The sequence below is a fragment of the Streptomyces sp. NPDC002817 genome, assembly GCF_053592055.1.
Window position 1 is genome coordinate 14,867 of sequence record NZ_JBSFUY010000039.1, and the last position, 24,740, is coordinate 39,606.

The window sequence follows — 24,740 nt, forward strand, 5'->3', positions numbered from 1 at the left end:
ACAGACATGCCGACGGCAACCGCGGCGGGGCACCGCAGCTACGAGCTGTGGGATCCGATGCCTGACGAGGTACGGGAGGGCGCCAGGCGGTTCGCCAGCGTGCAGGCGCTGAACGAGCTGGTGGGCGTGCTGCAGTACGTCGAGTGGCTGGACCGCGCACCCAGCCACACCAGGCGGCAGATGCTCATGGCCAAGATCCAGGACGAGGTCGGCCACGGACATGCGGTCGCGCGCGTCGCCGAAGACCTGGGCATGCCGCGCGAACAGATCCTCCTCGACTACCTCGAGGGCCGTACCAGGCTGCACAACATCTTCCACTTCTCCTTCGCGACCTGGGAGGAGCTCGGCACCGGGCTGCTCCTGACGAACTCGGCCGCGATCTGCCAGTTCCAGTCCCTGGCGAAGGGCGTGTACCTGCCGTACGCCCGGGCGCTGCGCAAGGTCGAGCGCGAGGAGTCCTTCCACTACCAGCACGCCCTGGACCTGACCCACGAGGTCATGACGCATGGTGACGCCGAGCAGCGCCGCCGGGTGCAGGAGGCGTTCGAGCTGTGGCTGCCTCGCATCCTGGTCTACCTCGGGCCGCCCGACACCGACACCCTGCATGCCAACCGCATGTGGCAGGTCGGCCTGAAGCCGGACAGCAACGACGCGGTGCGCCAGGCCTGGCTGAACAAGATCATTCCAGTCTTCCGGAAGCTGGGCGTGCATGTGGACCCCGCGCTGGTCCGTCAGGCGCCCTCGGGCGAGTGGGAGTTCGCGATGCCCGGCTGGGCCGAGGTGAAGAAGTTGATCGCGAACGGCGGACCGTCATCGCAGCGGCGGCTGGACTGGGTGCGCGACTCCCTGGACCGCAACGCGCGGTACCGGCGGGCGCTGAAGGGGGTGGCGTAGATGCCGCATGTCCCGACCGACACCGACGTCTACGAGGTGTTCGCGCAGAGCGGCTCCAGCACGGCGCTCAACCATGTCGGCTCCCTCGTCTCGCCATGCCGGGACGCCGCCTGGCACCTGGCCAAGGAGACCTACGGGCGCCGCGACGACCTCGCCAAGCTCTGGGTGGTCCGTCGCACCGACATGATCGTCTCCAGCGCGGGGGATCGTGACCTCCTCGCCGCCAAGACCCGGATGCCGCACCGCCAACCCGGCTTCCCCACCACACGCCGCCGCGACCGCTCCGCCCTGCCTGCCGTCGCCCCCGCGCCGGAGGACCGCGACATCGGCCTGTCCGAGCGCCGCGACGATACGCACGGCGTCGGCGAGCCCGGGCTCCGGGACCTGTGGCTGGCGCTTGCCGACGACCTGTTCGTCCTGGGCAACCGGTTGGGCGACCGCATCTGCGACTACATCGACCTGGAGGAGGCGCTGGCGGTCGGCTCGATCGGACAGGAAGCGCTGGCGCATGCAGGGACGATCCTGATGCGGTACGGCTTCGACCAGGCCGCTGTCGACGACCGGTTCTTCGATCGGGAGCAGGCGCAGTGGCAGGTCTCGCGCGCCATCGAGCGGCTCACCGACTGGCCGTCCACCGTGGCATGCGGCCTCGTCGTCGCCGCGGCCGTCACCGTACTCGCCGAGCAGACCGCAACAGCCGAGCCCGGCGCGGCGCAACTGCCCGCGATCACCGCCATCCGCAGTGAGCAGCTGGTCCATCTGGACCACTGGCGGCGGTGGGCGCGGGCGCTGACCGCCTGGCCCGAGACCCGGGCGGAGTTCACACGTGCCTACGCCGAAGTGACCGAGTGCGCCGCCGACATGTTCGGCGCCCGGCTGCAGGGGGTTGCGACAGGCACGCCGTCCGGCGATTCGGCTCTGGCCGTCACGCTCCACGAGCGTCTCGCCGCGCTGGTCAGCGACAACGGCGGACCCGGATCGCGGCTGCCGGACCGCCCGCTGGCGCGGACCGCGGGGCTGGGCGGGAACGCACTGGCCCACTCCCTCGCCCGCGGCCGCGCGGTCCGCCGCGAGTACACCCCGGGGGTGTTCAATTGAACGCCGATCAGCTCGCCGACGTGGTCGCCGGCATATCCGATCCAGAGATCGACATCAGCTTGCGCGACCTCGGGGTACTGCGCTCGGTGTCACTGGCCGACGGCCGGATCCAGGTCCACCTGACCCCCACCCGGCTCGGCTGCCCCGCCCTCGGCGAGATCGCTCGGCGGGTGCGGTCAGCGCTCGCCGACGCGGCCCCGGGACACGAGAGCGAGATCGTGTGGGAGCGCGGCGCGTGGCAGCCGACAGCGGTGACCCCGGACGGCCGGGACGCCCTGCGCATGGCCGGATACCAGGTGGCGGGCGCCGCCCCCCGGTGTCCGTACTGCGGCGGGGAGGACGTCGTGCGGGCCGGCCGCTTCGGCGGGGCGGTGTGCAAGGTGCCCTACGACTGCCGTGGCTGCGGCTCGCTCTTCGATGTGATCGGCACGGCCGGCTGCTCCGCCGGGCTCCCCTTCACCGACTCCGACCACGGAGGACCACGATGAGGCTCACAGGGAAGACCGCCGTGATAACCGGAGGCTCTCGGGGCCTTGGCCGGGCGATCGCGGAACGCTACCTGCAGGAGGGGGCGCGGGTGGTCTGCGCCGCCCGCAACCCCTACGACATCAAGGAGGTCCTCGACCTCGCGCCCGACCGCAGCGCCTACATCCCGGTCGACGTCACCAGCGACGGCTCGGTCGAGGCACTGATGGCCCGGACCACCGAGCTCTTCGGCGGTCTCGACATCCTGGTCGCCAACGCCGGCGTGAGCCGGGACGGGCGGGTGGACCGGCTGGCGGTCGACGACTGGCAGGACATGGTGGCCACCAACCTGACCGGGGTCTTCCTCTGTACCAGGGCCGCCGTCCCCTACCTGGAGCGCAGCCCGGCCGGCCGGATCGTCAACGTCTCTTCCAGCATGGCGACCCGGGTCGCCGTCGGGGCCTCCGGGTACTGCGCCACCAAGGCTGCGGTGGAGATGTTCACCCGGGTCAGCGCGATCGAGCTCGCCCCACGCGGCATCCTCGTCAACTCCCTGGCCCCGGGAATCCTCGACGAGGGGATGGGCCAGCAGCTCACTGCCAACGACCGGGTCTGGTCGCGCTACAAGACCAGGCTGGCGCTCGGCCGGCCCGGCTATGCCGACGAGGCCGCCGACGCGGCGGTCTTCCTGGCCGGCGCCGAGTCCAGCTACGTCAACGGCCACGTCCTGGAAGTGAATGGAGGCCTGTTGTGGGCATGAGGACTCTCCCTGAGGTGGAGCGCCCCGTCGTATGGCTGGACGTCGACGGAGCGGTGGGCGTCATCCGTCTCAGCCGACCGCCGCTCAACGTGCTCGACCGTGCCGCGCAGACCGCGCTGCACCGCGCTGCCGAGCAGGCCGCAGCCGACGACCAGGTCCGCTCGGTCGTCCTGCACGGCGGGCCCAGGGCCTTCTCGGCGGGGGCCGACATCAAGGAAATGGCCGCGATGACGCATGCCGAGATGGTCCGGCACGCGGCCGTGCTCCAGGCCGCCTTCGACGCGGTCGCCGCCATCCCCAAGCCGGTCGTGGCCGCGATCAACGGGCCCGCTCTCGGCGGCGGCTGCGAGCTCGCCCTCTGCGCCGACGTGCGCATCTGCGGCAGCGAGGCGCGGCTCGGACTCCCCGAGATCCTGCTCGGCGTCATCCCCGGGGCGGGCGGCACCCAGCGGCTGCCCAGGCTGATCGGCCCGGCCAGGGCCAAGGAGCTGATCTTCACCGGGCGCCAGGTCAGCGCGGCCGAGGCACTGGAACTTGGCCTGGTGGACCTCGTCAAGCCCACCGACCAGGTACTGGACAGCGCACTGCAATGGGCGCGGCGCTTCGAGGCAGGCCCGGCACTGGCCCTGCACGCCGCGAAGACCGCCATCGACCGGGGCCTGGCCACCGACCTGGCCGCCGGACTGGCGATCGAACAGACGGCGTTCGCCGGGCTGTTCGGCACCGCGGATCGAACGGCCGGCATGCAGCGGTTCATCGCTGACGGCCCGGGCCACGCAGACTTCACCGGGAGGTAACCACCATGCGCACAGCGACCGAGGAGTTTCGACGCGCCCGCGACCACCTGCTGTCCTCCTACGGGGACCTCCCGCGCGCCCGGGCCTTTCCCAGGCCCGTGATCGGGGAGACATTCAACTGGGTCGCGGACTGGTTCGACGCCATCGCCGAAGGGAACCACGCCACCGCGCTGCGCGTGGTCGACCTGGACAAGCAGGGTGCGCTCGTCGCCGACACCGCACTGAGCTTCGCCGAGCTGGCTGAGCGCTCCCAGCGGGTCGCCCAATGGCTGCGGTCGGCCGGCGTACGGCGCGGGGACCGCATCTTGCTGATGCTCGGCAACCGGGTGGAACTGTGGGAGTCCGTGCTGGCCGCGTTCCGGCTGGGCGCCACGGTGATCCCCACGGCCGTCCAGCTCACGCCCGCCGACCTGGCCGACCGGCTGGAACGCGGTGGGGTGGCACATGTCATCGCCGAGACCGACCTCACCCCCAAGCTGGAGGAGCTGAACGGCGGATGGACACGCATCGCCGTCGGGCCCCCGGTGCCGGGCTGGCGGGACTACCAGCAGGCCTATGCCGCCGACCCGCTCCGGGAGGCCGTGCGGACCGGGCCCGAGGACCTGTCGCTCATCTACTTCACTTCGGGCACGACTTCCCTCCCCAAGATGGTCGGGCACACGAGCGTGAGCTACCCGGTCGGCCACCTGTCCACCATGTACTGGCTCGGCCTGCGCCCCGGCGACGTGCACCTCAACATCTCCTCGCCCGGTTGGGGGAAATGGGCCTGGAGCAACCTGTTCTCCCCCTGGAACGCAGAGGCGACGGTCATGGTCGTCAACCAGCCGAGGTTCGCCGCCCGTCCGCTGCTGGAGACGATGTCGCGCTGCGCGGTGACCTCCTTCTGCGCGCCGGCCACCGTCTGGCGGAGCCTACTGAGGGAAGACCTCACGCGGTTGCCGATGTCGCTGCGCGAGGCGGTGGCCGCCGGGGAGCCGTTGGACTGGGAGGTGGTGCGCCGAGTCCGCGAGGCATGGGGCATCACCGTACGGGACGGCTACGGACAGACCGAGACCACCGCCTCGATCGGGAATCCGCCGGGGATGCCGAACGGCGACGGGACACTGGGCTGGGCGATGCCGGGCTACGAGGTGACGCTGCTGGACCCGCGCACCGGCGCACCCGTTCAGGGCGACGCCGCGGAGGGCGAGATCTGCCTGCCGCTGGCTGCCCGTCCGCTCGGACTGATGGTCGGGTACCTGGGCGACTCCGAGGCGACCGCACACAGCATGCGCGACGGCTACTACCACACCGGCGACTTCGCCACCCGTGACACCGACGGCCGCTTCACCTTCCTGGGACGCGGCGACGACGTCTTCAAGGCATCCGACTATCGGATATCCCCCTTCGAGCTGGAGAGCGTGCTGTTGCAGCACCCGGCCGTCCAGGACGCCGCCGTGGTGCCCTCGCCCGAACCACTGCGCCTGGCCGTGCCCAAGGCGTACGTGACGCTCGCCGCCGGCTACCTGCCGGAAGCCCAGATCGCACAGCACATCCTCGCGCACGCCCGCGAACACCTCGCGCCCTACAAGCGCATCCGCCGCATCGAGTTCGCCGATCTGCCCAAGACCACCGTCTCCGGCAAGACCCAGCGCGCAGAGCTGCGCAGGCGTGAGGCGCAGCGGGCATCGCGGTCAGCGCAGGAATGGTGGGAGGAGGACTTCCAGAACTAAAGGGCTGTCCCGTAATTCCTCGTGGATCAGCGCGGCGAGGTGCCGTGGCTGTCGTCGTGCGCCCGCCGGGGAACACGGGACAGCCCTTGGTCTGCCGCTTCAATTCACCTCGGCGAGCGGGCTCTGCCCCTGGCGGATCTCCCACGCGGCACAGCTCGCCCGCCCAGCCGGATCCACCGGCCAACCATCCTCGGAGCCGAAGTGAATTCCGTCATCATAAGCAGGGGACAGCGCAGAAGAGCCGTGCTGAGCAGCCTCATCGGGAACAGCATCGAGTTCTACGAATTCCTCATCTACGGTTCTTTTTCATCCCTCTACTTCAACAAGCTGTTCTTCCCCTCGTTCGATCCCACCACCGGCACCCTGCTGTCTCTGACAACGTTCGCGGTTGCCTTTGTGGGCAGACCGCTCGGCGCCTTCGTCTTCGGGCACTGTGGCGATCGGATCGGCCGCAAGGCGACACTGGTCACCACGCTCGTCGTGATGGGTGGCGCGACAGTCCTGATCGGCCTGCTGCCCACCTACAAGACGATCGGCATCGCCGCCCCGATACTGCTGACGATCCTCCGCTTCATCCAGGGGTGCTCAGTCGGCGGAGAGTCCAGCGGCGGATTCCTGATGGCGCTGGAGAGCGCCCAGCCGAACAGGCGGGGCCTCCTCACCGCCATCGTCGGCACCGGCAACGCCTGGGGACTACTGCTGGCCAACGGCGTCCTCCTCCTCACCACCCTGCTTCCGGAACGTCAGGTGCTGGCCTGGGGATGGCGACTGCCGTTCCTCTTCAGTGCCGTACTCGTGGGCATCGCGCTCCACGTCCGACTGCGGCTCGCGGAGACCCCCGAGTTCCAGCGGTCGAAGGCCGAGGGCGCGGTCAGGACCATCCCGGCGTTCGACGTCCTGTCGCGGTACGGCCTGGTCACCCTGTGCGCGTCGCTGTCGGCGCTTCCCCTGTTCCTGGTGTTCTACCTCGGGTCGGTCTTCTCGCTCAAATACGGTGCCAGCATCGGCGTGAGCCAGTCCGCCATGCTGATGCTGCTCGTCGGATCCTGCGCCTTCCTGATCCTCGCCATGCCGTTCTTCGGCTGGCTGGGCGACCGGTTCAACCGCAAGTCGGTATTCATCGGCGGCATCGTCGCCATGACGGCGGCCCCGTTCGCCTGGTTCCCGCTGCTCGACAGCAAGTCCTTCCCGCTGATGGCACTCGGCTTCCTGCTGCTCTTCGCCGGGTTCGCCGCGAACTACGGCGTCCAAGGGGCGCTCTTTCCGCTGCTTTTCCCCACGGTCCTGCGGTATTCCGGAATGTCCATCAGCTACAACGTGGGCGGTCTGCTCGGCGGCGCCGTCAGCCCGCTCATCGCCACCTCCCTGCTCAGCAAGTACCACAGCTGGACGCCCATCGCCCTGTACATGGCGGCGGCCGGCGTGATCGGCCTGGTGGCATCGCTGTTCCTGCGAGAGCGCCCCGCCGGCTCCCCCGTGCGACACCCCGCCGCCGCACTGGCGGTGGCCGCGACTGCCGACGTCGCCACCGCCAGGAGCTGAAAGGCACCGGCGCAACTTCCCGTTCGATCTCCAGTGAGGAAGTCCCCCATGCCATCCCTGTCCACCACCAGTTGCCCCGTTCTCGATCCCACCGGCCGGACGATGCACGCCGAGGCCACCGCGCTGCGCGAGGCACCGGCCGTGCTCGTGGAACTGCCGGGACCCGTCCGCGCCTGGGCGGTCACCCGGCACAGCGTCATCCAGGCGCTGACCAACGACCCGCGCGTCTCGCGCGACATACGGCAGCACTGGCCCGACCTGGACCACATGCCCGACGGCTGGCCGCTCGCCGCCCTCGCCCTGCAGCAGAGCTTCTTCAACTTCTACGGCGACGAGCACCGCAGGTCCCGGCGCCGCGTCGCCCCCACGTTCTCACCGCGGCAGGTCGAGCGCATGCGCCCGCAGGTCCAGACGACCGCCGACCGCCTGATCGACGCGCTGGCCGCACTGCCCCCGGGTGCCGTCGCCGACATCCGCCAGACCCTGGCTCTGCCTCTGACCATCACGGTCATCTGCGATCTGTTCGGCGTCCCCGACCACCTGCGCACCAAGATCGGCACGGGGATCGACGCGGTGCTGAACTCCTCGCTCGGGCCGAAGGAGGCGCTGGCCGCCAACAACAACCTGTACGAGCACCTCGGCGAACTACTGCGGTACAAGCAGGAGCACCCGGCCGCCGACCTGACCAGCGACCTGCTGCTGCCTTCCGATCCCGGCCAGGAGCCGATGTCGCAGGACGTGCTGCTCGGCACGCTGTTCCTCATGATCGGCGCCGGTTACGAGACCACCGTCAACCTCATCACCAGCGCCGTCCAGGCCGTGCTCGACCACCCCGAGACCCTCACCCGGATCCAGGAGGGGACCATCGGCTGGCAGGACGTCATCGAGGAGACGCTGCGCCTCGAGGGACCGATCATGCACATACCGATGCGCTGCGCCCTGGAGGACATCGACCTGGGTGAAGGCGTCGTCATCCGCAAAGGCGATGCGATCACCGTCGCCTTCGCCGCCGCCGGACGCGACCCGGAGCTGCACCCGCAGTGCCCGGAGCGCTTCAACCCCACCCGGTCCAGCAAGGAACACCTCGCGTTCGGTCACGGGCCCCACTTCTGCCTCGGCGCGCACCTCGCCCGCCTCGAAGCGGACGTCGCCCTGAGCACGCTCTTCAGCCGGCTGCCGGAGCTCGCCCTGGCCCACCCCGGTCAGCAGCCCGCGCGCGTGGAGTCCTTCATCATCAACGGCCCCCTGGGCCTGGAGGTCGTCCCCCGCCCGGCCTGACCTGCCCGCACCACACCGCGCCGCCGGCGTCCGCCTCACGTACTCGGGGCGGACGCCGGCGGCGCTTGCACGTCGTCGGCCGCGTCCCCACCACGCCGCTCACCGGTCCTGTCCGGCACGGTCACCGGCGTGGTGGGGAAGCAGGCTCGGCCGGCAGCACGCGACACACCAGCGGTGCAACAGGGCGGGGACGCAGCTCGATGGGGCGGAGCCGACGCAGCGGCGCCCGGCGGGAGGACCCGCCGGGCGCCGCTGCTTGCGTCGTACTGGTTGCCGAAACCGGCGGGTGGTCAGCCCCAGAGCCGGCCGAGCGCCGCCGGCGAACGGTGGCGCAGCGTGTTGTCCAGATGGATGCCGCGGGCGACCCGCTCGGCCTGGATCCGGGTGGAGGCGATGAGCAACGGCATCACCGAACCGCCCTCGGGCAGGCCCGCGTAATACAGACCCGGCAGGGTGCCGGCCCCCGCGTGATGCACCGGCATACCGCTCTCGTCCAGGGCGGTACGGGGCAGGATGCCGTAGTCGGGCACGAATCCCGTGGCCCAGACGATCGTCGTGATGTTCTGGGCTGCCAGGTCCAGCTTGTCCCCGTAGTCCGCGAACTGCGCGGGGTCGAAGGGGGGTACGGGCGTGCGCTCGGGCACGACCAGGCCGTGCTGCTCTATCGCGGTGTCGATGGCCCTGAGGAGTTCGGACTCGGCGCGGGCCGCGTCCCGCGCGATCGCGCGGACGTTGTCCTCGAGCAGCAGGATGCCTCCCTGCACACCGCGGACGGTGCCGACGAGGGTGACGCCCTTGCGGGCCAGCACCCCGAGGCTGAGGTCGCGGCCGCCGGCCTTGCCGCTGAGCACCGACACGCCCGGCAGGACCGGCGAGTTGCCTCGCCCGCCGGACGCGGACTCCAAGTTGCCCTCCAGCGGCAGCAGTTGCAGCCAGTCCAGGACCTGGGCACCCCGGTAGCGGCGCGGTGAGGTCTTGTGCCGGCCGACCGCGAGATACACCCGCCGGCCGGCGTCGCGCAGGTCCTCGGCGATCTGCTGGCCGCTGTTGCCCGAGCCCACGACGAGCACCGCGCCGGGCGGCAAGGACTGGGGGTCGCGGTAGTAGCGGGTGTGCAGCTGGGTGACCGACGAGTCGATGCGGGCGGTCAGCTCGGGCAGGCGCGGCGAGGAGTAGCCGCCGAGGGCGGTGACGACGTTGCGGGCCTCGACGCTCTGGCCGTTCTCCAGGTGGAGCCGGAAGCGTGCGTCGGGGTGGGCGGGGGCGTCGAGGGGTGCCTCGACCGACCGTACGGGCGTGTGCTCGCGCACGTCGATGCCCGCCTCGGCCACGTAGCGCCGCAGCCGTGAGGCGACCTCGCGGGCCGGCATGTACCCCTCGGGGTCGTCTCCGTCGTAGGGCATGCCGGGGAAGGTGACGGTCCGGTTGGGTGTGTTGACGCGCAGGCTCTCCCAGCGCTCCTTCGCCCAGGCCTGGCCGATCTCCCCCCGCTCGAAGACCACCGCCCGGTAGCCGAGCCGGGCGAGTGAGCCCGCGACCGAGCACCCTTGCTGGCCCCCTCCGACGACGGCGGTCTCGACGAACTCGGTCCTCATGGCAGCGCTCCTGGTCCGCTTAGGAAGTGGTTTCTCGTCAGGCGGTGGTGCGTCATCCATCCGTGCACGCGCCGGTGGCGTCGGCCCAGGGCAGCACGACCGTCTTGCCGATGGCCTGGTCGGCCTCCATCCGGCGGTGGGCGGCCACGATGTCGTCCAGGGCGAAAACCCGGTCGAGGCCCGGCCGGTAGACGCCCGCCTCGACCTCGTCGACGATCCGCTGCAACAACCCCTGGCCGGCGCTGCCCTTGAGGGTGTCGCTGTGAAAGGCGGTGAGCCTGGTCCCGGTGGGGATCATGGCGATCGGTTCGAAGTCGGGGATCAGCCAGCCGCTGAGCGAACCCGCCACGCACACCGTTCCGCCGCGGCGCACCAGCCGCAGCGAGTCCAACACGGTGCTGGTCCCCACGAGGTCCAGGATGTGCTCCGGCCCGTCGGGCCACAGCGCGTGCACGCATCCGCCAACGGCCGGGCATCGTCCAGCAGGACGTGGTCGGCGCCGGCCGCCTTCAGCGCCTGGGCCTTGTCCGGGTTGCGGGTGGTGGCCGCGATCTCGACGCCGTGGGCGGCGGCGATCTGCGCCGCCGCCAACCCCACCGAGGAGGTCCCGCCGCGGATCAGCAGCCGTCCGCCGCCCTCGGGTGCGATGCCCAGGGCGTCCAGGGAGCCGCGCGCGGTCAGGTAGGTCTCGGGCAGCGCCGCCAGGACCTCCCACGGCAGGGTGGTGGTCACCGGCATCAACAGGGTGTTCGGCAGCAGCGCGTACTGCGCGTAGCCGCCGTCGAACTGGCGGCCCATCTCCCCCATCACCGCCGCGACCGTCGTCCCGGCCGGCAGCAGGGGGTCGGTGGAGTCGGCCACGACACCCACGCACTCGATGCCCAGCACGCGGGGGAAAGTGACGCTCGGGGAGTGTCCCTGACGGGTTCTCAGCTCGGAGCGGTTCAGGCCCGCGCCGTGCACGCGTACCAGGCTCCAGCCGTCGCGGACCTCGGGGACGGGCAGGTCGCGGATCTGCAGGACCTCGGGGCCGCCCGCCGCCACGCAGACCGCCGCGCGCATTGTCGTACTCACATGCAACCACCTTGCGGGTGTCCGGGTGCCGGTCAGGCTTCGTCGACGACGTCGAGGGACGGGGCCCAGCGGGGGATCGCCTCGCGGCCCGAGGGCAGGCGCAGGCTGCGGCTGAAGCTGTACTCCTGCAGCGTCTCCAGGGCGTGCTCACGGCCGTACCCGCTGGCGCCCACGCCGCCGAACGGCGTGCCGGTGAACGCCCGGTTGTAGTGGTTGACGAACACGACGCCGGCCCGCAGCTCGCGGCTGACCCGCAGGGCGCGCTCGGAGTCGCGGGTGAACACGCCGGCGACCAGGCCGAATTCGGTGCCGTTGGCGATGCGGACGGCCTCGGCCTCGTCGCGGAAGGGGATCAGGCATACGACCGGCCCGAAGATCTCCTCCTGCGCGATCCGCATGTCGGGGGTGACGCCGGTGAACAGGGTCGGGGGCACGTAGTAGCCGTCCGCCAGCTCCGGGTCGGTGGGCAGGGGTGCCTGCGCGGCGATGGTGGCGCCCTCGCCGACACCGATCTCCAGGTAGTCCAGCACCCGCTGCCGCTGCCCGGGGCTCACCAGCGGGCCGACGTGGGTGCCCGCGTCGGAGCCGACGCCGACCTTCAACCGCCGGACGGCGGACGCGAGGCGGCGGGCCACCTCGTCGTGCAGGTCGGCGTGGACCAGGACCCGCGAGGAGGCTGTGCACGCCTCGCCCTGGTTGAAGTAGCCGCCCTCGACCGCCCAGGGCAGGGCGGACTCCAGATCCGCGTCGTCGAAGATCATCAGGGCGTTCTTGCCGCCGAGTTCCAGCAGCGTCGGCGTCAGGTTGTCGGCGGCCGTCCTGATCACGGCCTGCCCCGTGGTGGGCGCGCCGGTGAAGGAGATCTTGCCGACCAGCTTGTGGCCGGCCAGGTGGGCGCCGATCTCGCCGCCGCCGGGCACGATGTGCACGACGTCGTCCGGCAGCACCGACTGGACCAGCTCGGCGATGCGCAGCACCGACAGCGGCGCCTGCTCCGGCGGCTTCATGACCACGGCGTTGCCTGCCGCCAGGGCGGGGGCGAGCTTTCCCGCCGTGTGCAGCGGGGGCCAGTTGAACGGCACGATCGCGCCCACCACGCCGAACGGCTCGCGCACCGTGACGTCGAGCATGCTGCCCGCGTCGCGGACCTGGCCGGGCATCGCCTCGCACATTCCGGCGAACATCTCGAAGATGGTGACCGCGCCCTCCAGGTCGAACTGGCGGGCCTGGGTGAGCGGCTTGCCGTTGTCGCTGGACTCCAGCGCCGCGATCTCGTCGGCGTGCTCGCGGATCACCTGGGCGACCTTCCACAGCCACTTGCCGCGCTCGCGCGGGGTGCGGGCCTTCCACGCGTGGTGGGCTTCGTGGGCGGTCCTGACCGCCTGGTCCACCCGGTCGGCGTCGGCACCCTGGATGACGGTCAGGGGCCGGCCGGTCGCCGGGTCGTCCACGGTGAACCGGTCGGCCTCGTTCTCGGACGACCAGCGGGTACGCAGGACTTGTACGGCTTCGACGGTCGTGGACACGGAATCCTCCTGGTAGTGCGCCGGGCACGCCCGGCTTCGGCGGGTGGTGGGGCTCAGTTGCGCGGGGCGAGTCGTTCGCGCAGCACCGAGGCGATCCGCTCGGCGACCACGATGGCGGGAACGTTCGTGGCCACGCGGGGCATCGCCGGGAACACCGAGGCGTCCGCGACGGTCAGTCCCTCGACGCCGCGCACCGCGCCGTCGGCGTCGACCACGGCGGTCGGGTCGTCGGGGCGGCCCATGCGCATCGTGGCGCTGGCGTGGTTGTAGTGCGCCGGCGCGCGGCGGACGACGTCGGCCAGCTCCCGGTCGCTGATGTCCGGGCCCGGCACCCGCTCGTCGGCCAGCAGGTCGGCCAGCGGTCGGGTGCGGGCCAGGCGGCGGGCCAGGCGTACCCCGTCGGCGACCCGATCGGCGTCGTCGGCGGCGGCGTACAGGCCGAGGTCGATCGTCGGTGCGTCCTCGGGCTCGCGCGACGTCAGCCGGACGCTCCCGCGGGAGCGGGGCTGGACGCAGGAGACGAAGAAGACCATGTCCCAGCCGGTGGGGTGGTTCTCGGCGCGCGGCACGAACTGCTCGGGCAGGCTGCCGGCCGGCACGGCCGCCGAGGGCAGGATCTGCACGTCGAAGTCGGGCTCGTCGGGCCCGGTGGCGACGCTGAGGACGCTGCCGAACACCGAACGCGCCTCGGCCTGGGGCGGCTTGGCCGCGTGGACGTTCCAGTAGGCGGGGTGCTCGGTGAGGTTGCGTCCCACCGCGGGGAGGTCGGCCACCACACCGATGCCGAGCGCCGTCAGGTCGCCGCTGCCGCCGATGCCCGAACGCAGGGCGATGGCGGGCGAGTTGTAGGCACCCGCGCTGAGCACGACGTGCCGGGCGGGTATCTCCTCCCCCGTGGCCAGCCTGACGCCCCGGGCCCGGGTGCCGCGGAACAGCACCCGGTCGACCAGCGTCTCGCCGCGCACCTGGAGGTTGGGGCGGTCGCGGACCGGGTTGAGGTAGCCGATGGCGGTGCTCAGCCGTATGCCGTCGGCCGCGCTGAGCGGGGTGCGGGCGAAACCCGGTGCGCCGGGCGCGTTGAAATCGGCGACCTCCGTGTGTCCGAGGCGCACGCCGGCGTGCTGCGCGGCTATGGCGTGCTGTCCGAGGTCCTCCGGGGCGCTCAGTGTCATGCGGAAGGGGCCGCCCAGGCCGTGGTACTTCTCCTCGCCGTACGGGTAGTGCTCCATCTCCTGGTAGAGGGGGAGCATCTGTGCGTAGCCCCAGGCGGGGCCGGCCGCGGCGGCCCACGCGTCGTGGTCGGCGGGCCGGGCCCGCATGGCGACGCAGACGTTGACGGCGGAGCTGCCGCCGATGACACGGCCCCGCGGGATGGGCACCTGCTTGCCGAAGGCATCCGGGACGGAGCTGTAGCCCCAGTCGTAGGTGTACGGGGCGTAGGTCGCGTCCTTGATGTCCGGCGGTGTGGCGTCGGTGGTGGCGAAGTCGGGGCCGGCCTCCAGGAGCAGGACCGAGCGCCGTGGGTCGGCGCTGAGCCGGTTGGCGAGGACGCAGCCGGCGGATCCGCCGCCGATCACGATCACGTCGTAGGTCATGGCGGCCGCCTACACAGAACCGGGTCGGCCGGCGACGCGTCGCGGGTCGAGCGCTGGCGCGGTCATGATGCGGCCTCTCGCTGGGGAGGGACGTTCCAGTTCAGGTGCAGTTCTTCGAATCCGCGCGCGATGACCAGCCGTTCGCGGGTGCGGGAGTCGGCGGGGCCCAGGCGTAGTCCGGGGAGCCGGTCGAAGAGCAGCGGGATGGCGATGCGCAACTGCAGGCGTGCCAGGGAGGCGCCGAGGCAGGCGTGGATGCCGCGGCCGAAGGCCATCTGGTGCCGGCGGGGCCTGCCGCTCAGCGCGAACTCGTCCGGGTTGTCGAACACGCATCCGTCGCGGTTGGCGGAGCCCCAGTGGACCATCACGCGGTCGCCGGGCACGAGGTGCCTACCGCCGAGTTCTGTCTTGCGTGTCACGGTGCGGAACAGGCCCTGCACCGGGGACTCGATGCGCAGAATCTCCTCGACCATCGCTTCGGCGGATGCCTCGCCGGCGCTCAGTGCCGCGAGCTGGCGGGGGTTCTGCAACAGGGTGACCAGGCCGTTGCCGATGGCGCGGGTGACCGTGACGTGCCCCGCGATGATCAGGTTCATCACGATGCGCATCAGTTCCACGTCGTCGAGACCGTGCTCGACGCCGTACCGGGCCAGCGAGGAGATGAGCGAGTCCTCGCCGGCCCGGTCGGTGTCGTCCAGCAGTCCCATCACGTAGTGCTGCATGGTGACCACGTCGCGGGCCCAGTCGACGCGCTCGGCCGACTCGCCGGTGCCGACGGACAGCTTCAGCCAGTTGGAGCTCCACTGCCGCAGCAGCGGCACGTCCTGGGGCGGCACGCCCAGGATCCGCGCCATGACCATCAGCGGCAGGGGCCAGGCGTAGCCCTCGATGATGTCGGTCGAGCCGTCCGCGGCGAACCGGGCGATCAGTTCATCGGCGGTGTCCCGGACGAAGGGCTCCAGCGCCGCCACGCGCCGCGGGGTGAAGACGCGGTTGACCGCCACGCGCAGCCGGGTGTGCTCCTCGCCGTCGCTCTCGGTCAGGTTCGGCGTCAGCGCCCAGCCTTCGGCCAGGACCTGCTTCACCTCGTCGGACTCGGGTCCCGCGGTGATGCGCACCGCGCTCTCGGAGGAGAACGTCTCGGGGTCGTGGACGACGCGCACCACGTCCTCGTGGCGGGTGAGGATCCAGATGTCCCGGTCCTGGTCGTGGAGCACCGGGCACTGCGCGCGCATCTGCGCGAACACGGGGTAGGGGTCGGCCAGTTGCTCGTCGGAGGTGGGGTCGAAGGTCGGCGTGGCGGTCATCGGGGACCCTCCGGCCGCGGCCTTGCGGCGGGGCCGCGCGGTGTCGGCCCGCTCGGACGGCCGGGGTCGACTCGGATGACGGACATCGGTGTTCTCCCTCGTGGTGTGGGGGCCGGGGTCACTCGGCGGCGACCAGCGCGGGCACCGCGACGTCGAGCTGTCCGCACCCGGCGGCCAACTGCCAGGCGGTGACGGGGTGGTCCGCGTCCACCGGGTGGACCAGGGACGTCACCGGCTCGGACAGGAAGGTGTCGTGGACGATCTGGGTGGCCGCGGCCAGGTCGCTGCGACCGGTCAGCACACTGAGCCGGTTGGAGGTGACGTGCAGGTCGGTGCGCGCGGCGCCGACCGAGCGCAGGGCCTGCAGCAGCCGCAGCGGTGCGTACGGCCGCCGGCCGATGCCCAGGCCGACGACGGAGAGCCGGGCGAGGTTGGACGTCCAGTGCGCCTCGTCGAGGCGGATGCCGCGGTCGGTGTCGGCCAGCAGTTCCCGCATCTCCTCCACGCTGTCCTCGGGCAACGTGAGCGCGATGTCGCCGGCGTCCTCGGTGCCGAGGTTGCCGTAGCGGCGCAGCTCGACCTCGGTCTCGCGCTCGACCAGTTCGCCGAGCAGGCGCAGGACGTGGTCCGAGGTGATCCGCCGCAGTACGCAGCGGACCAGGCCGGAGCGCCCCGCGACCCCGGCGATCGGACGGAGGCGGCCTGCGGGTGTCCAGGACTCCCCGGACGCCGCCCCGGCGGCGCGTCGGCCGTCGCCCACCCAGGTCTGCGGGCCGATCGCCGCGCGGTTGGAGCGCACCTTCAGGTCGACGCCGTGGGTGCGCGCGTAGTCGACCGAGTCGGAGGCGAGCACCTTGGCACCGCTGACGGCCAGTTCGGCCATCTCCTCGTAGAGCAGGGCGGTGTGCCGTCGGGCGCCGGCGACCGTGCGGGGGTCGGCCGTGTAGACGCCGGCGACGTCGGTGACGATCTCGCAGTGGTCCGCGCCGAGCGCGGCGGCCAGGGCGACGCCGGTGGTGTCGGAGCCGCCGCGGCCCAGGGTGGTGCGGGCCCCGGTGGCGATGGACTCGCCCTGGAAGCCCGCGACGACGGGGACGGCTCCCCTGGCGAGCTCCTCGCGAAGCCTGCGCGGGTCCACCGCCACGATCGTGGCCCGGCCGTGGCGGTGGTCGGTGCGGATGCCCGCTTCGGGTCCGCTGAACGAGCGGCTCGCGACGCCCTGGTGGTTCAGCGCCAGCGAGACCAGTCCGGCGGATGCGGCCTCGCCCGTGCACAGCAGGGCGTCGAGTTCGCGTGCGTCGGGGCGGGGGGTCACCGCCGATGCCAGCCGGAGCAGTTCGTCGGTGGCCCCGCCCATGGCGGACACGACCACGACGACCTGGTTCCCGTCCTCGTGTGCCGCCCGGATCTGCCGTGCAGCTTCGATGACCTTGTCAGGTGTGGCGACCGATGTTCCGCCGTATTTCTGCACTATGAGCGCCATCTCACGCACTCTCTTCCTTCAGATCCGTGGGACGCGGAGGACGTTGCCCGAGCGCCGCGGTGACCGGCGGGGGCTCTACTGCTCGTGGAGGAACTCCCGGATCGCGTAGCCGACATGGCGCTGGTCGGTCATGGTGTGGCCGAGGATGACGTCGCCGGGCCGCAGCTCGGTGAAGTTGTGCACGCTGCCGCCGGGGCCGAGCGCCCGGACGTGCCAGTCGTCCTGCCCGACCATGTCCACGAGCTGGCCGCTGCGGGTGCGGGCCTCGATCCGCAGCATCGGACGGGACTCCATCTTGATCCGGCCCACGACCACCGTGCGCACGCTGCCGTCGGTGCTGACGGCGAGGATCTCCGAGCCGCAGTGCAGCTCGGACAGGTACTGGGTGCGGTTGCCGGGCGTCAGGGTGTAGGAGGACAGAGCGGCCGCGTTCACCCGGAACGGGCGGGTGGGCATGTACGGGAGCGGGTGGGTCTCGCTGCTGACGAGCACCAGGCCGGTGGAGTACGACCCGACCAGGATGCCCTCGTTGGGCCGCAGGTGGGAGCAGGTGTCGACGCAGACCCGGTCGCCCAGGCCGAGGTGGGTGAGCTGGACGATCTCCAGCTCCTCCATCTCCAGCGAGGCGGACTCGCCCCGGGTGACCTGCATGAGCTCGGTGGCGTCGCCGACGCGCTTGGGCGCCAGCAGCACCGCGTCCGAGCCGCGCTCCAGCACACCGAGGGTGGTGGCCGCGTCCTCGACGTCCTCGACGACGGTGACGATGGAGCCCTTGGCCTTGTCGGCCGCGGCCAGCAGGATCTCCAGCGGGATCTTGCTGGGGTCCTGGCGGAACTCGACGAGGGTCAGCTCTGCCTCGTTGGCGATCCGGCAGGCGAGTTCGAGGCTCTGCTCGTCCAGCACCTTGATCAGGACACCGGAGCGCAGGCCGGGGCGGAGGCCCTCGAACTTCTCGGCGATGCTGTGGTCGGCGATCAGGATGTCGACCACGTCGACGAGCTGGTCGATCAGGGTGGTGGGCGTCTCGCCGGTGACGACGGCGGCCTTCTGCACGTTCGGCGGGACCTTGCCGGCCAGTTCGGGGTCGTCCAGCACGACGGTCTCGACGCCGACGTGGGTGCTCTCCTCGACCATGGCGGTGGCGAGTTCGGCGGCGGTGCCGCGGAGGTCGATCCATGCGGATTTCATGTTCGCACCTTTGGTTGTGGGTTGCTTGCCTGTCGTGGCCGCGCGTGGTTGTCGGCGACGGTCGTCACGGTGTGCGGTGTCGGGATTGCCGGGTGGGGGATGCCCGTCAGACGGTCGTCTCGGCCAGTTCCTGGCGCAGGGCGGCCAGGGTGTCGAGCGACCGCGGTCCGGCGTGGACCCGGCGGGCCACCGAGCGAGCCAGCCCGCCCGGGTCGGGCGCCTGGAAGACATTGCGTCCGACGGCGACGCCGAGCACGCCGGACTCCATCGTGCTGTCGATGCGGTCGAGGAACTTCCCGGTGTCCTCGAGCACGCCGCCGCCGGCGGTGACGACCGGGATCGGGCTGGCCGCGACGACCTCGCGCATCGTCAGGGGCGAGCCGGTGTACGGGAGTTTCACGATGTCGGCTCCGAGGTCCGCTGCGACGTTCGCCGCGTGCGCCAGCAGGACGGGGTCGGCCGGGTCGGTGATGCGAGGGCCGCGCGGGTAGACCATCGCGAGCAGCGGCAGGCCCCAGCGGGCGCACCTGCCGGCGACCGCGCCGAGGTCGGTGAGCTGGGCGGCCTCGGTGCTCGATCCCAGGTTGATGTGCACGCTGACGCCGTCGGCGCCCAGGGCGACCGCCTCTTCCACGGCGCCGACCAGGATCTTCGCGTCCACGTCCGGCGCGTGCTGCGTGCTTCCGTTCAGATGGACGATCAGGGCCAGCCGGCCGAGCGCATCGGTCGGCAGGAACCGGACGCGTCCCTTGTGGACGATGATCCCGTCCACCTCGTTGGCGGCCATCGCCTCGACGAGCCCGGCGAATCCGACGGCGGAAGCCACCGGGCCGTCGGCCAGGGAGTGGTCGAGCGGAACCAGGAACGTCGTCCCGGAAGCCGAGTGGACAATTCGCTGAACCCGACGGTCCTTTCCGGTCCAGCCGTATGCATCGGTCATTTTCTCAACACTCCGTCCCAAACCCGGATAACCAGATGAGTTGTCCGGTGCGCATTCAACGCGCTTTCTGCGGAAGTTGTTTTCGGTGTTTTCGGTGTTGCTCCAATGACAAAACCAAGGAATTCGCCGGACCGTCAAGCCCCGCGATTTCCCCGCTTTTCAGGGTTCACCGCCGACTGGCTCTGCTCGGGCGGCGCCGACCGGCGCCGCGACAGACGTACGGCAAGGTCCTGCCACGCCTGCACGCTCGCCTGGGCGAGTTCCGCGACGAAGTCGAGGCAGTGGTCGGGCAGGTCGAGGACGAGACCGTCCTGCGCCTGCGGGTCGATGGCGGCCACCGCGAGAATGCTCAGCAGCAGGCGGCCGGACTGGTTGAACCGTAGCGAGGGGTCGGTGCGCAGGGAGCGCAGCAGCGCGGTCGACCTGTCCAGCGGGACCTGCCCCGACGGTGCGGCCGGCGCGCGCGGCGTCTCCGCGTTCCGCGCGGGCGGGGTGCGCCGCTGCCTGGGTACCGCTGCCCCGCTCTCCCGGTGGAGCTGGTCGCGCACATCACGGACGGTGCCCGTGGACACGCCGGCGACCGCGCTCACCGCCCGCAGGGAGGAGGCGGGTTCCCGTAAGAGCATCTCCTTGGCACGCTCGCGCCCGGCGGCGGTGCTGACGGGCCGCACGCGGCCGTCCCTGCCGATCCTGGCCTGCCCTCCGGGCCGCCCGACCGCCTCGCGCAGGGCGGCGATCGTCTTGGGCGACAGCCCGACGGCCGACGCTATCGCGCGGTTCGACCAGTCCTCCTGCTCGCACAGGATGCGGGTGCCGGCCGCCTTGCGGTCGGGCAGCGACAACGGCAGTCCGTGCCGCACGTTCAGTCGCACCGCCAGGACGAAGGCGCTCGCGTCGTCGCCGTCGAACCAGCGGGCCCGGATGGCCGGTTCGCCCCGTAGCCGGGCCGCACGGACCCGGTGCACGCCGTCGACCACCCGGTTGGTGCCGCGCTGCACGATGATCGGCGGCAGGTCGGCCTGCGATTCCGCCAGGACCCGTACGTGCTCGCCGTTCTCCCCCGCGGAGCGCGGCGAGTGGGACAGGTCGAGCGCCGTGATCGGGATCCATTCGACGTCCGTACCGGCGTCGGGATCCGCGCACCGCGCTTCCACACCCACGTGCTCCGGTGGGTGATCGCGCGCGTCCCGTTGCTGGAGCACTGCTTCGCTGTCTGCCACGTTCGACCACTCCTCAGCCACACCCGCCGCTCTCAGCCAGGGGCCTCGGAGCCTGCGCGCACTCCGACCGACCCGCCATAAGAATACCTCCGCCAAGGTATTTTTTTGCAACCTTGCCGCGGCACTCGGTGCGCTGTGCAACCGGGGAACTTCCCCGGTTGCACATCCGGTGACCGCACGGGCCACACCGGCCACGAGCGAAGAGGAAGGGCCCTTCCTGCCGGCAGGCTCTCCTCCCCGCCGACGGGCGCCGGGCCGAGCGCGCCCCGGGCAGCCCGCGGCGCGACCACGGGACCGCGCGGTGCCGAATCCGGTCTGCGGAATTACCGCGGAAATTCCACACCGATCCGTGCGAGCGGAATGCCGATCGGTGTCGCGGGCGCAGTTCCAAGCCCCTCCCCCGGCCACCCCTGGCGTCCATTTCATTCCGCACCGTATGCTGACCGCGCCTTGGCCACCGGAGCTCTCTGCTCCAATGTGCCGGCCCGGCCCGTGGCGGCCCTTTTCGGCTTTCGGCCGGGTTCATGTGCCGGAAAGAATTCGCGGTCACAGAAAGGCGTGGTCATGGGTAATGATTCACCAGGCACCACCATGCACGCTTCCGTAGCGAAAAGCCGGAAGCAGCGTATTGCCGAGTTGTTCCGGGCCGAGTCGGAGCTCGCCGACAGCATGCCCGCGGCCGGCGTCTTCGCGGAGAGCGCCGGGCGCGGGCCGCGTCTGTCCGAGATCGTCAGGCGGACCCTTGCGGCATACGCCGACCGGCCCGCACTCGGCGAGCGGGCCAGGCAGTACGTCAGCGTGGACGGCCGCGTCACCGTGCGGCTGCTGCCCCGGTTCGACACCGTCTCGTACGGCGAGCTGTGGTCGCGGCTGAGCGCGGTCTCCTCCGACTGGTACCACCACCCGCAACACCCGCTGCGCGAAGGCGACTTCGTCGCGGTCCTGGGCTTCGCCGGCACCGACTACACCACGGTCGATCTGGCGTGCGGCCAGGTCGGGGCGGTCGCCGTGCCCCTGCACACCAACGCCTCGGTCGACCACATCCGCCACCTGGTGGCGGAGGCCGCCCCGCGCGTCTTCGCCACCAGCACCGACCGGCTGGCGACCGTGCTCGAAGCGCTGGACGGGCAGACATGCGTGCACCGGATCCTCGTCTTCGACCACCACCCCGAGCTCGCCGAGCACCGGGATGCACTGGCCGCCGCCGGCCGGCTGCTGGCCACGACGGGTGCACCGATGTCGCTGGAGCTGCTGTCCGACGTCGTCGGCCGCGCGGGCTCGCTGCCGCCGGTGCCCGAACTGCCGCCGGACAGCAGCGCCGACGGCGCCCTGTCCGCCTTGGTGTACACCTCCGGCAGCACCGGCACGCCCAAGGGCGTGATGTTCCCGGAGTCGACGGTGTCCCTCATGTGGCGCCCGCCCGCGGGACCCGACAACCAGTACCCGTTGATCACGGCCAACTTCCTGCCGCAGAGCCACCTGGTCGCCAGGAGGCTGGTCATCAAGACGCTGGCCACCGGCGGCACCGCGCACTTCGTGGCCAACAGCGACCTGTCCACCCTCCTGGACGACCTGGCGCTGATCCGGCCGACCGAGATCGCCATGGTGCCGCGGGTCTGCGAGCTGCTCTTCGAGAGCTACCACGCCCAGCTGAACCAGCGCGCGGCGCGCGGCGAGCTGCGCGACGCCGACCACGCCGAGGTGATCGCGCACCTGCGGGACCACGTGCTGGGAGGCCGCGTCATCCACGCCCCCTGCGGGTCCGCCCCGCTCGCCCCGGAGCTGGCCGAGTTCCTCCGCGACGCCCTCGACGTCCCGCTCCTGGACAGCTACGGCACGACCGAGACCGGTCTGGTGATGCTGGACCACCGCGTGCAGAGGCCCCCGGTGGCGGACTACAAGCTCGTGGACGTGCCCGAACTGGGCTACTCCACCGCCGACTCACCCCACCCGCGCGGCGAACTGCTGGTGAAGACCACGCTCATCACCCCCGGCTACTACCGGCGCGACAAGGACACCGCCGAGGTGTTCGACCAGGACGGCTACTACCGCACCGGCGACATCATGGCCGAGACCGCGCCCGGCGAACTGGTCTACGTCGACCGCCGCAAGAACGTACTCAAGCTCTCCCAGGGCGAGTTCGTCGCCCTGTCCAAGGTGGAGGCGGCGCTCGTCGCCAGCCCGCTGGTGCGGCAGATCTTCGTGTACGGCAACAGCTCCCGTGCCTATCTGCTCGCCGTGGTGGTGCCCACCCCCGAGGCGATCGCACAGGCCGGCGACGAGGCGGCACTGAAGGCGGCGATCGCCGGGTCGTTGCAGAGCGTCGCCACGCAGGCCGGCCTGGCGCCGTACGAGGTCCCGCGCGACCTGATCGTCGAGACCGTGCCGTTCAGCCAGGACAACGGCCTGCTGACCGACTCGACCAAGCAGCTGCGCCCACGGCTGAAGGAGCGCTACGGCGAACGGCTCGAACAGCGCTACGCCGAACTCGCCGCGGGTCAGGCCGCGGGGCTGCGCGCGGTGTGGCAAGGCCACGACCGCCCGGTGGCCGAGACGGTCGCCCGCGCCGCGCAGGCGCTGCTGCCGGGGCTCGACATCGAACCGGGCCCGGAGCATCGCTTCACCGATCTGGGCGGGGACTCGCTGTCGGCACTGTCGTTCGCGAACCTGCTGCGGGAGATCTTCGGCATCGAGGTCTCGGTCGGAACCGTCCTGGGACCGGCCAACACCCTCGGCGAGATCACCGCTCACGTGGAGCGGCTGCGCGGCGCCGCCGCGGTCCGGCGGGCCACCTTCGCCGCCGTCCACGGCGAGCACGCCCCCTCGGTGCGGGCCGGGGAGCTCACTCTGGACAAGTTCATCGACGCTGAGACCCTCACCGCCGCCACGGCACTGCCCCGACCGGTCGGCGAGCCGCGCACGGTGCTGCTCACCGGGGCCAACGGCTATCTCGGCCGCCTGCTCTGCCTGGAGTGGCTTCAGCGGCTGGCCCCGGTGGGCGGCACGCTGGTCTGCCTGGTGCGCGCCGCCGACGACAGCGCAGCCCGACAGCGCCTGGAGGAGTCTCTGGACAGCGGGGACACCGCACTCAAGAGCCGCTTCGCCGAACTGACGGCCAACGGCGCGCTGCGTGTGCTGGCCGGCGACATCGGCGCGGCTCACCTGGGCCTCGGCGAGCAGGACTGGCAGCGCTTGACCGCGACGGTGGACCTCATCGTGCACCCGGCGGCACTGGTCAACCACGTACTGCCGTACCGGCAGTTGTTCGAGCCCAACGTGGTCGGCACCGCCGAGGTCGTCCGCGCCGCCCTGACCACCCGGCTCAAGCCGGTCGTGTTCGTGTCCAGTGTGGCCGTGGCCGCACATGGCGCGGCAACGGCCGACGAGGACACCGACATCAGGGACGACAGCCCGCAGCGTGCGATCGACGACAGGCACGCGGGCGGCTACGCCACCAGCAAGTGGGCAGGCGAGGTGCTGCTGCGCGAGGCCCACGACCTGTGCGGGCTGCCGGTGGCCGTGTTCCGCTCCGGCATGATCCTGGCGCATGCCCGGTACGCCGGGCAGCTCAATGTGCCCGACACCTTCACCCGCCTGCTGTTGAGCCTGATCGCCACGGGAATCGCGCCCGAGTCGTTCTACAGCGGCGCGGAGGGCGGCCGGCGCCCGCGGGCGCACTACGACGGGCTGCCGGGGGACTTCGTCGCCGCCGCGGTGGCCGCCCTGGGCTTCCGGACCGACGGATACCGGACATTCAACGTGGTCAATCCGCACGACGACGGAATCTCGCTGGACACCGTGGTCGACTGGCTGGCCGACAGCGGGATCACCGTCCGCCGGGTCGACGGCCACCGCCGGTGGCGCGAGCAGTTCGAGGCCGCGCTGCAGGCGCTGCCACAGGCGCAGCGCCCGTACTCCCTGCTGCCGCTGATAGCCGCGTGGCGCGAGCCGCTCGTCCCGCGCACGGCGTCGGCGCTGCCCGCCGAACGGTTCCGCGCAGCGGTGCGCACCGCCGGCATCGGCGCCGATCAGGACATTCCGCACCTGTCCCGGCCACTGGTCGAGAAGTACGTGGCGGACCTGCGGCGCCTGGGCCTGATCTAGGACATCGGTCGCACACTCGTCGCCTGAGCCCGGTCGGCCCGGGCGGCGGGTTTCGGCCGAGCACCGATGACCAGGCTTCCCCGGAGCGGGTTATCGCCACGCGATCGGGTCGTGCGCGGATAGGATCACGCTCAGAGGTCGGCGGCGAGGCACGTCCACCGA

At 71.5% G+C, this 24,740-nt stretch carries 19 protein-coding genes; 9 read left to right on the forward strand and 10 right to left on the reverse strand.

Features of this window, described 5'->3' with window-relative positions; all coding sequences use genetic code 11:
- Positions 1–6 precede the first annotated feature (6 nt).
- From ACWD3I_RS42150 to ACWD3I_RS42185, 8 genes are all read left to right on the forward strand, one after another.
- A complete protein-coding gene (locus ACWD3I_RS42150) occupies positions 7–894 on the forward strand; it encodes a Phenylacetic acid catabolic protein (protein WP_266883322.1) in 888 nt (295 codons plus the stop codon).
- Positions 895–1,992 carry a Phenylacetic acid catabolic protein gene (locus ACWD3I_RS42155; RefSeq protein ID WP_365413077.1) on the forward strand — a complete coding sequence of 366 codons (1,098 nt, stop codon included), beginning with the start codon at positions 895–897 and terminating at the stop codon, positions 1,990–1,992. It begins immediately after the preceding gene.
- Complete coding sequence (locus tag ACWD3I_RS42160; protein WP_365413079.1) at positions 1,989–2,480, forward strand: iron-sulfur cluster assembly protein; 492 nt, start codon at positions 1,989–1,991, stop codon at positions 2,478–2,480. The genes ACWD3I_RS42155 and ACWD3I_RS42160 overlap by 4 nt, the downstream gene beginning before the upstream one ends.
- Complete coding sequence (locus ACWD3I_RS42165; protein ID WP_365413081.1) at positions 2,477–3,217, forward strand: SDR family NAD(P)-dependent oxidoreductase; 741 nt, start codon at positions 2,477–2,479, stop codon at positions 3,215–3,217. The genes ACWD3I_RS42160 and ACWD3I_RS42165 overlap by 4 nt, the downstream gene beginning before the upstream one ends.
- Positions 3,214–4,014, forward strand: a complete 801-nt coding sequence (locus ACWD3I_RS42170) for an enoyl-CoA hydratase/isomerase family protein (protein ID WP_365413083.1) — start codon at positions 3,214–3,216, stop codon at positions 4,012–4,014. The genes ACWD3I_RS42165 and ACWD3I_RS42170 overlap by 4 nt, the downstream gene beginning before the upstream one ends.
- A 5-nt stretch (positions 4,015–4,019) precedes the next feature.
- Entirely contained in the window at positions 4,020–5,726 is a 1,707-nt protein-coding gene (locus ACWD3I_RS42175; RefSeq protein WP_365413086.1) for an AMP-binding protein, read from the forward strand.
- A 243-nt stretch (positions 5,727–5,969) separates the two neighbouring features.
- Positions 5,970–7,268 carry an MFS transporter gene (locus ACWD3I_RS42180; protein ID WP_365413088.1) on the forward strand — a complete coding sequence of 433 codons (1,299 nt, stop codon included), beginning with the start codon at positions 5,970–5,972 and terminating at the stop codon, positions 7,266–7,268.
- Positions 7,269–7,316: 48 nt separating this feature from the next.
- A complete protein-coding gene (locus tag ACWD3I_RS42185; RefSeq protein ID WP_451084335.1) occupies positions 7,317–8,546 on the forward strand; it encodes a cytochrome P450 family protein in 1,230 nt (409 codons plus the stop codon).
- Between the two features lie 290 nt (positions 8,547–8,836).
- On the opposite strand, the gene ACWD3I_RS42190 is transcribed toward ACWD3I_RS42185, so the two are convergent.
- The 10 genes from ACWD3I_RS42190 to ACWD3I_RS42235 all read right to left on the reverse strand — a co-directional run bounded on the left by ACWD3I_RS42190 (position 8,837) and on the right by ACWD3I_RS42235 (position 20,474).
- A complete protein-coding gene (locus ACWD3I_RS42190; RefSeq protein ID WP_365407259.1) occupies positions 8,837–10,141 on the reverse strand; it encodes a flavin-containing monooxygenase in 1,305 nt (434 codons plus the stop codon).
- Positions 10,142–10,193: 52 nt separating this feature from the next.
- Positions 10,194–10,550, reverse strand: a complete 357-nt coding sequence (locus tag ACWD3I_RS42195; protein WP_451084336.1) for a zinc-binding dehydrogenase — start codon at positions 10,548–10,550, stop codon at positions 10,194–10,196.
- Positions 10,463–11,215, reverse strand: coding sequence for an alcohol dehydrogenase catalytic domain-containing protein (locus ACWD3I_RS42200; RefSeq protein ID WP_365407256.1), 753 nt, complete (start codon positions 11,213–11,215; stop codon positions 10,463–10,465). Before ACWD3I_RS42200 ends, ACWD3I_RS42195 begins: the two co-directional genes overlap by 88 nt.
- Before the next feature lie 32 nt (positions 11,216–11,247).
- Positions 11,248–12,741 (reverse strand): aldehyde dehydrogenase family protein, encoded by a 1,494-nt coding sequence (locus tag ACWD3I_RS42205; protein ID WP_365407253.1) that lies wholly within the window; start codon positions 12,739–12,741, stop codon positions 11,248–11,250.
- Positions 12,742–12,794: 53 nt separating this feature from the next.
- Entirely contained in the window at positions 12,795–14,336 is a 1,542-nt protein-coding gene (locus ACWD3I_RS42210) for a GMC family oxidoreductase (RefSeq protein ID WP_365407251.1), read from the reverse strand.
- Positions 14,337–14,398: 62 nt separating this feature from the next.
- Entirely contained in the window at positions 14,399–15,643 is a 1,245-nt protein-coding gene (locus ACWD3I_RS42215) for a cytochrome P450 (RefSeq protein ID WP_365407248.1), read from the reverse strand.
- Between the two features lie 118 nt (positions 15,644–15,761).
- Positions 15,762–17,126, reverse strand: a complete 1,365-nt coding sequence (locus tag ACWD3I_RS42220) for an aspartate kinase (RefSeq protein ID WP_365407245.1) — start codon at positions 17,124–17,126, stop codon at positions 15,762–15,764.
- 75 nt (positions 17,127–17,201) lie between these two features.
- The gene (locus tag ACWD3I_RS42225) at positions 17,202–18,314 is read right to left on the reverse strand and encodes a 3-dehydroquinate synthase II family protein (protein ID WP_365407242.1); all 1,113 of its coding nucleotides are present in this window, start codon (positions 18,312–18,314) and stop codon (positions 17,202–17,204) included.
- A 106-nt stretch (positions 18,315–18,420) separates the two neighbouring features.
- Entirely contained in the window at positions 18,421–19,254 is an 834-nt protein-coding gene (locus ACWD3I_RS42230; protein WP_365407240.1) for a 2-amino-3,7-dideoxy-D-threo-hept-6-ulosonate synthase, read from the reverse strand.
- Between the two features lie 134 nt (positions 19,255–19,388).
- Positions 19,389–20,474: a hypothetical protein gene (locus tag ACWD3I_RS42235; protein ID WP_365407237.1), complete on the reverse strand. Its 1,086-nt coding sequence runs from the start codon at positions 20,472–20,474 to the stop codon at positions 19,389–19,391.
- Positions 20,475–21,065: 591 nt separating this feature from the next.
- Between ACWD3I_RS42235 and car the strand changes: the two genes are divergently transcribed.
- On the forward strand, positions 21,066–24,578 hold the full coding sequence (gene car / locus ACWD3I_RS42240; protein WP_365407234.1) for a carboxylic acid reductase: 3,513 nt from the start codon (positions 21,066–21,068) through the stop codon (positions 24,576–24,578).
- The last annotated feature ends 162 nt before the right edge of the window (positions 24,579–24,740 follow it).

What these genes read in the sequence shown, in the direction of transcription:
- ACWD3I_RS42225 (WP_365407242.1), bottom strand. Translation starts at nt 18,314, where the DNA reads ATGAAATCCGCATGGATCGACCTCCGCGGCACCGCCGCCGAACTCGCC.
- ACWD3I_RS42230 (WP_365407240.1), bottom strand. Translation starts at nt 19,254, where the DNA reads ATGACCGATGCATACGGCTGGACCGGAAAGGACCGTCGGGTTCAGCGA.
- ACWD3I_RS42185 (WP_451084335.1), top strand. Translation starts at nt 7,317, where the DNA reads ATGCCATCCCTGTCCACCACCAGTTGCCCCGTTCTCGATCCCACCGGC.
- ACWD3I_RS42220 (WP_365407245.1), bottom strand. Translation starts at nt 17,126, where the DNA reads ATGGCGCTCATAGTGCAGAAATACGGCGGAACATCGGTCGCCACACCT.
- car (WP_365407234.1), top strand. Translation starts at nt 21,066, where the DNA reads ATGCACGCTTCCGTAGCGAAAAGCCGGAAGCAGCGTATTGCCGAGTTG.
- ACWD3I_RS42210 (WP_365407251.1), bottom strand. Translation starts at nt 14,336, where the DNA reads ATGACCTACGACGTGATCGTGATCGGCGGCGGATCCGCCGGCTGCGTC.
- ACWD3I_RS42190 (WP_365407259.1), bottom strand. Translation starts at nt 10,141, where the DNA reads ATGAGGACCGAGTTCGTCGAGACCGCCGTCGTCGGAGGGGGCCAGCAA.
- ACWD3I_RS42175 (WP_365413086.1), top strand. Translation starts at nt 4,020, where the DNA reads ATGCGCACAGCGACCGAGGAGTTTCGACGCGCCCGCGACCACCTGCTG.
- ACWD3I_RS42215 (WP_365407248.1), bottom strand. Translation starts at nt 15,643, where the DNA reads ATGACCGCCACGCCGACCTTCGACCCCACCTCCGACGAGCAACTGGCC.
- ACWD3I_RS42150 (WP_266883322.1), top strand. Translation starts at nt 7, where the DNA reads ATGCCGACGGCAACCGCGGCGGGGCACCGCAGCTACGAGCTGTGGGAT.
- ACWD3I_RS42165 (WP_365413081.1), top strand. Translation starts at nt 2,477, where the DNA reads ATGAGGCTCACAGGGAAGACCGCCGTGATAACCGGAGGCTCTCGGGGC.
- ACWD3I_RS42155 (WP_365413077.1), top strand. Translation starts at nt 895, where the DNA reads ATGCCGCATGTCCCGACCGACACCGACGTCTACGAGGTGTTCGCGCAG.
- ACWD3I_RS42170 (WP_365413083.1), top strand. Translation starts at nt 3,214, where the DNA reads ATGAGGACTCTCCCTGAGGTGGAGCGCCCCGTCGTATGGCTGGACGTC.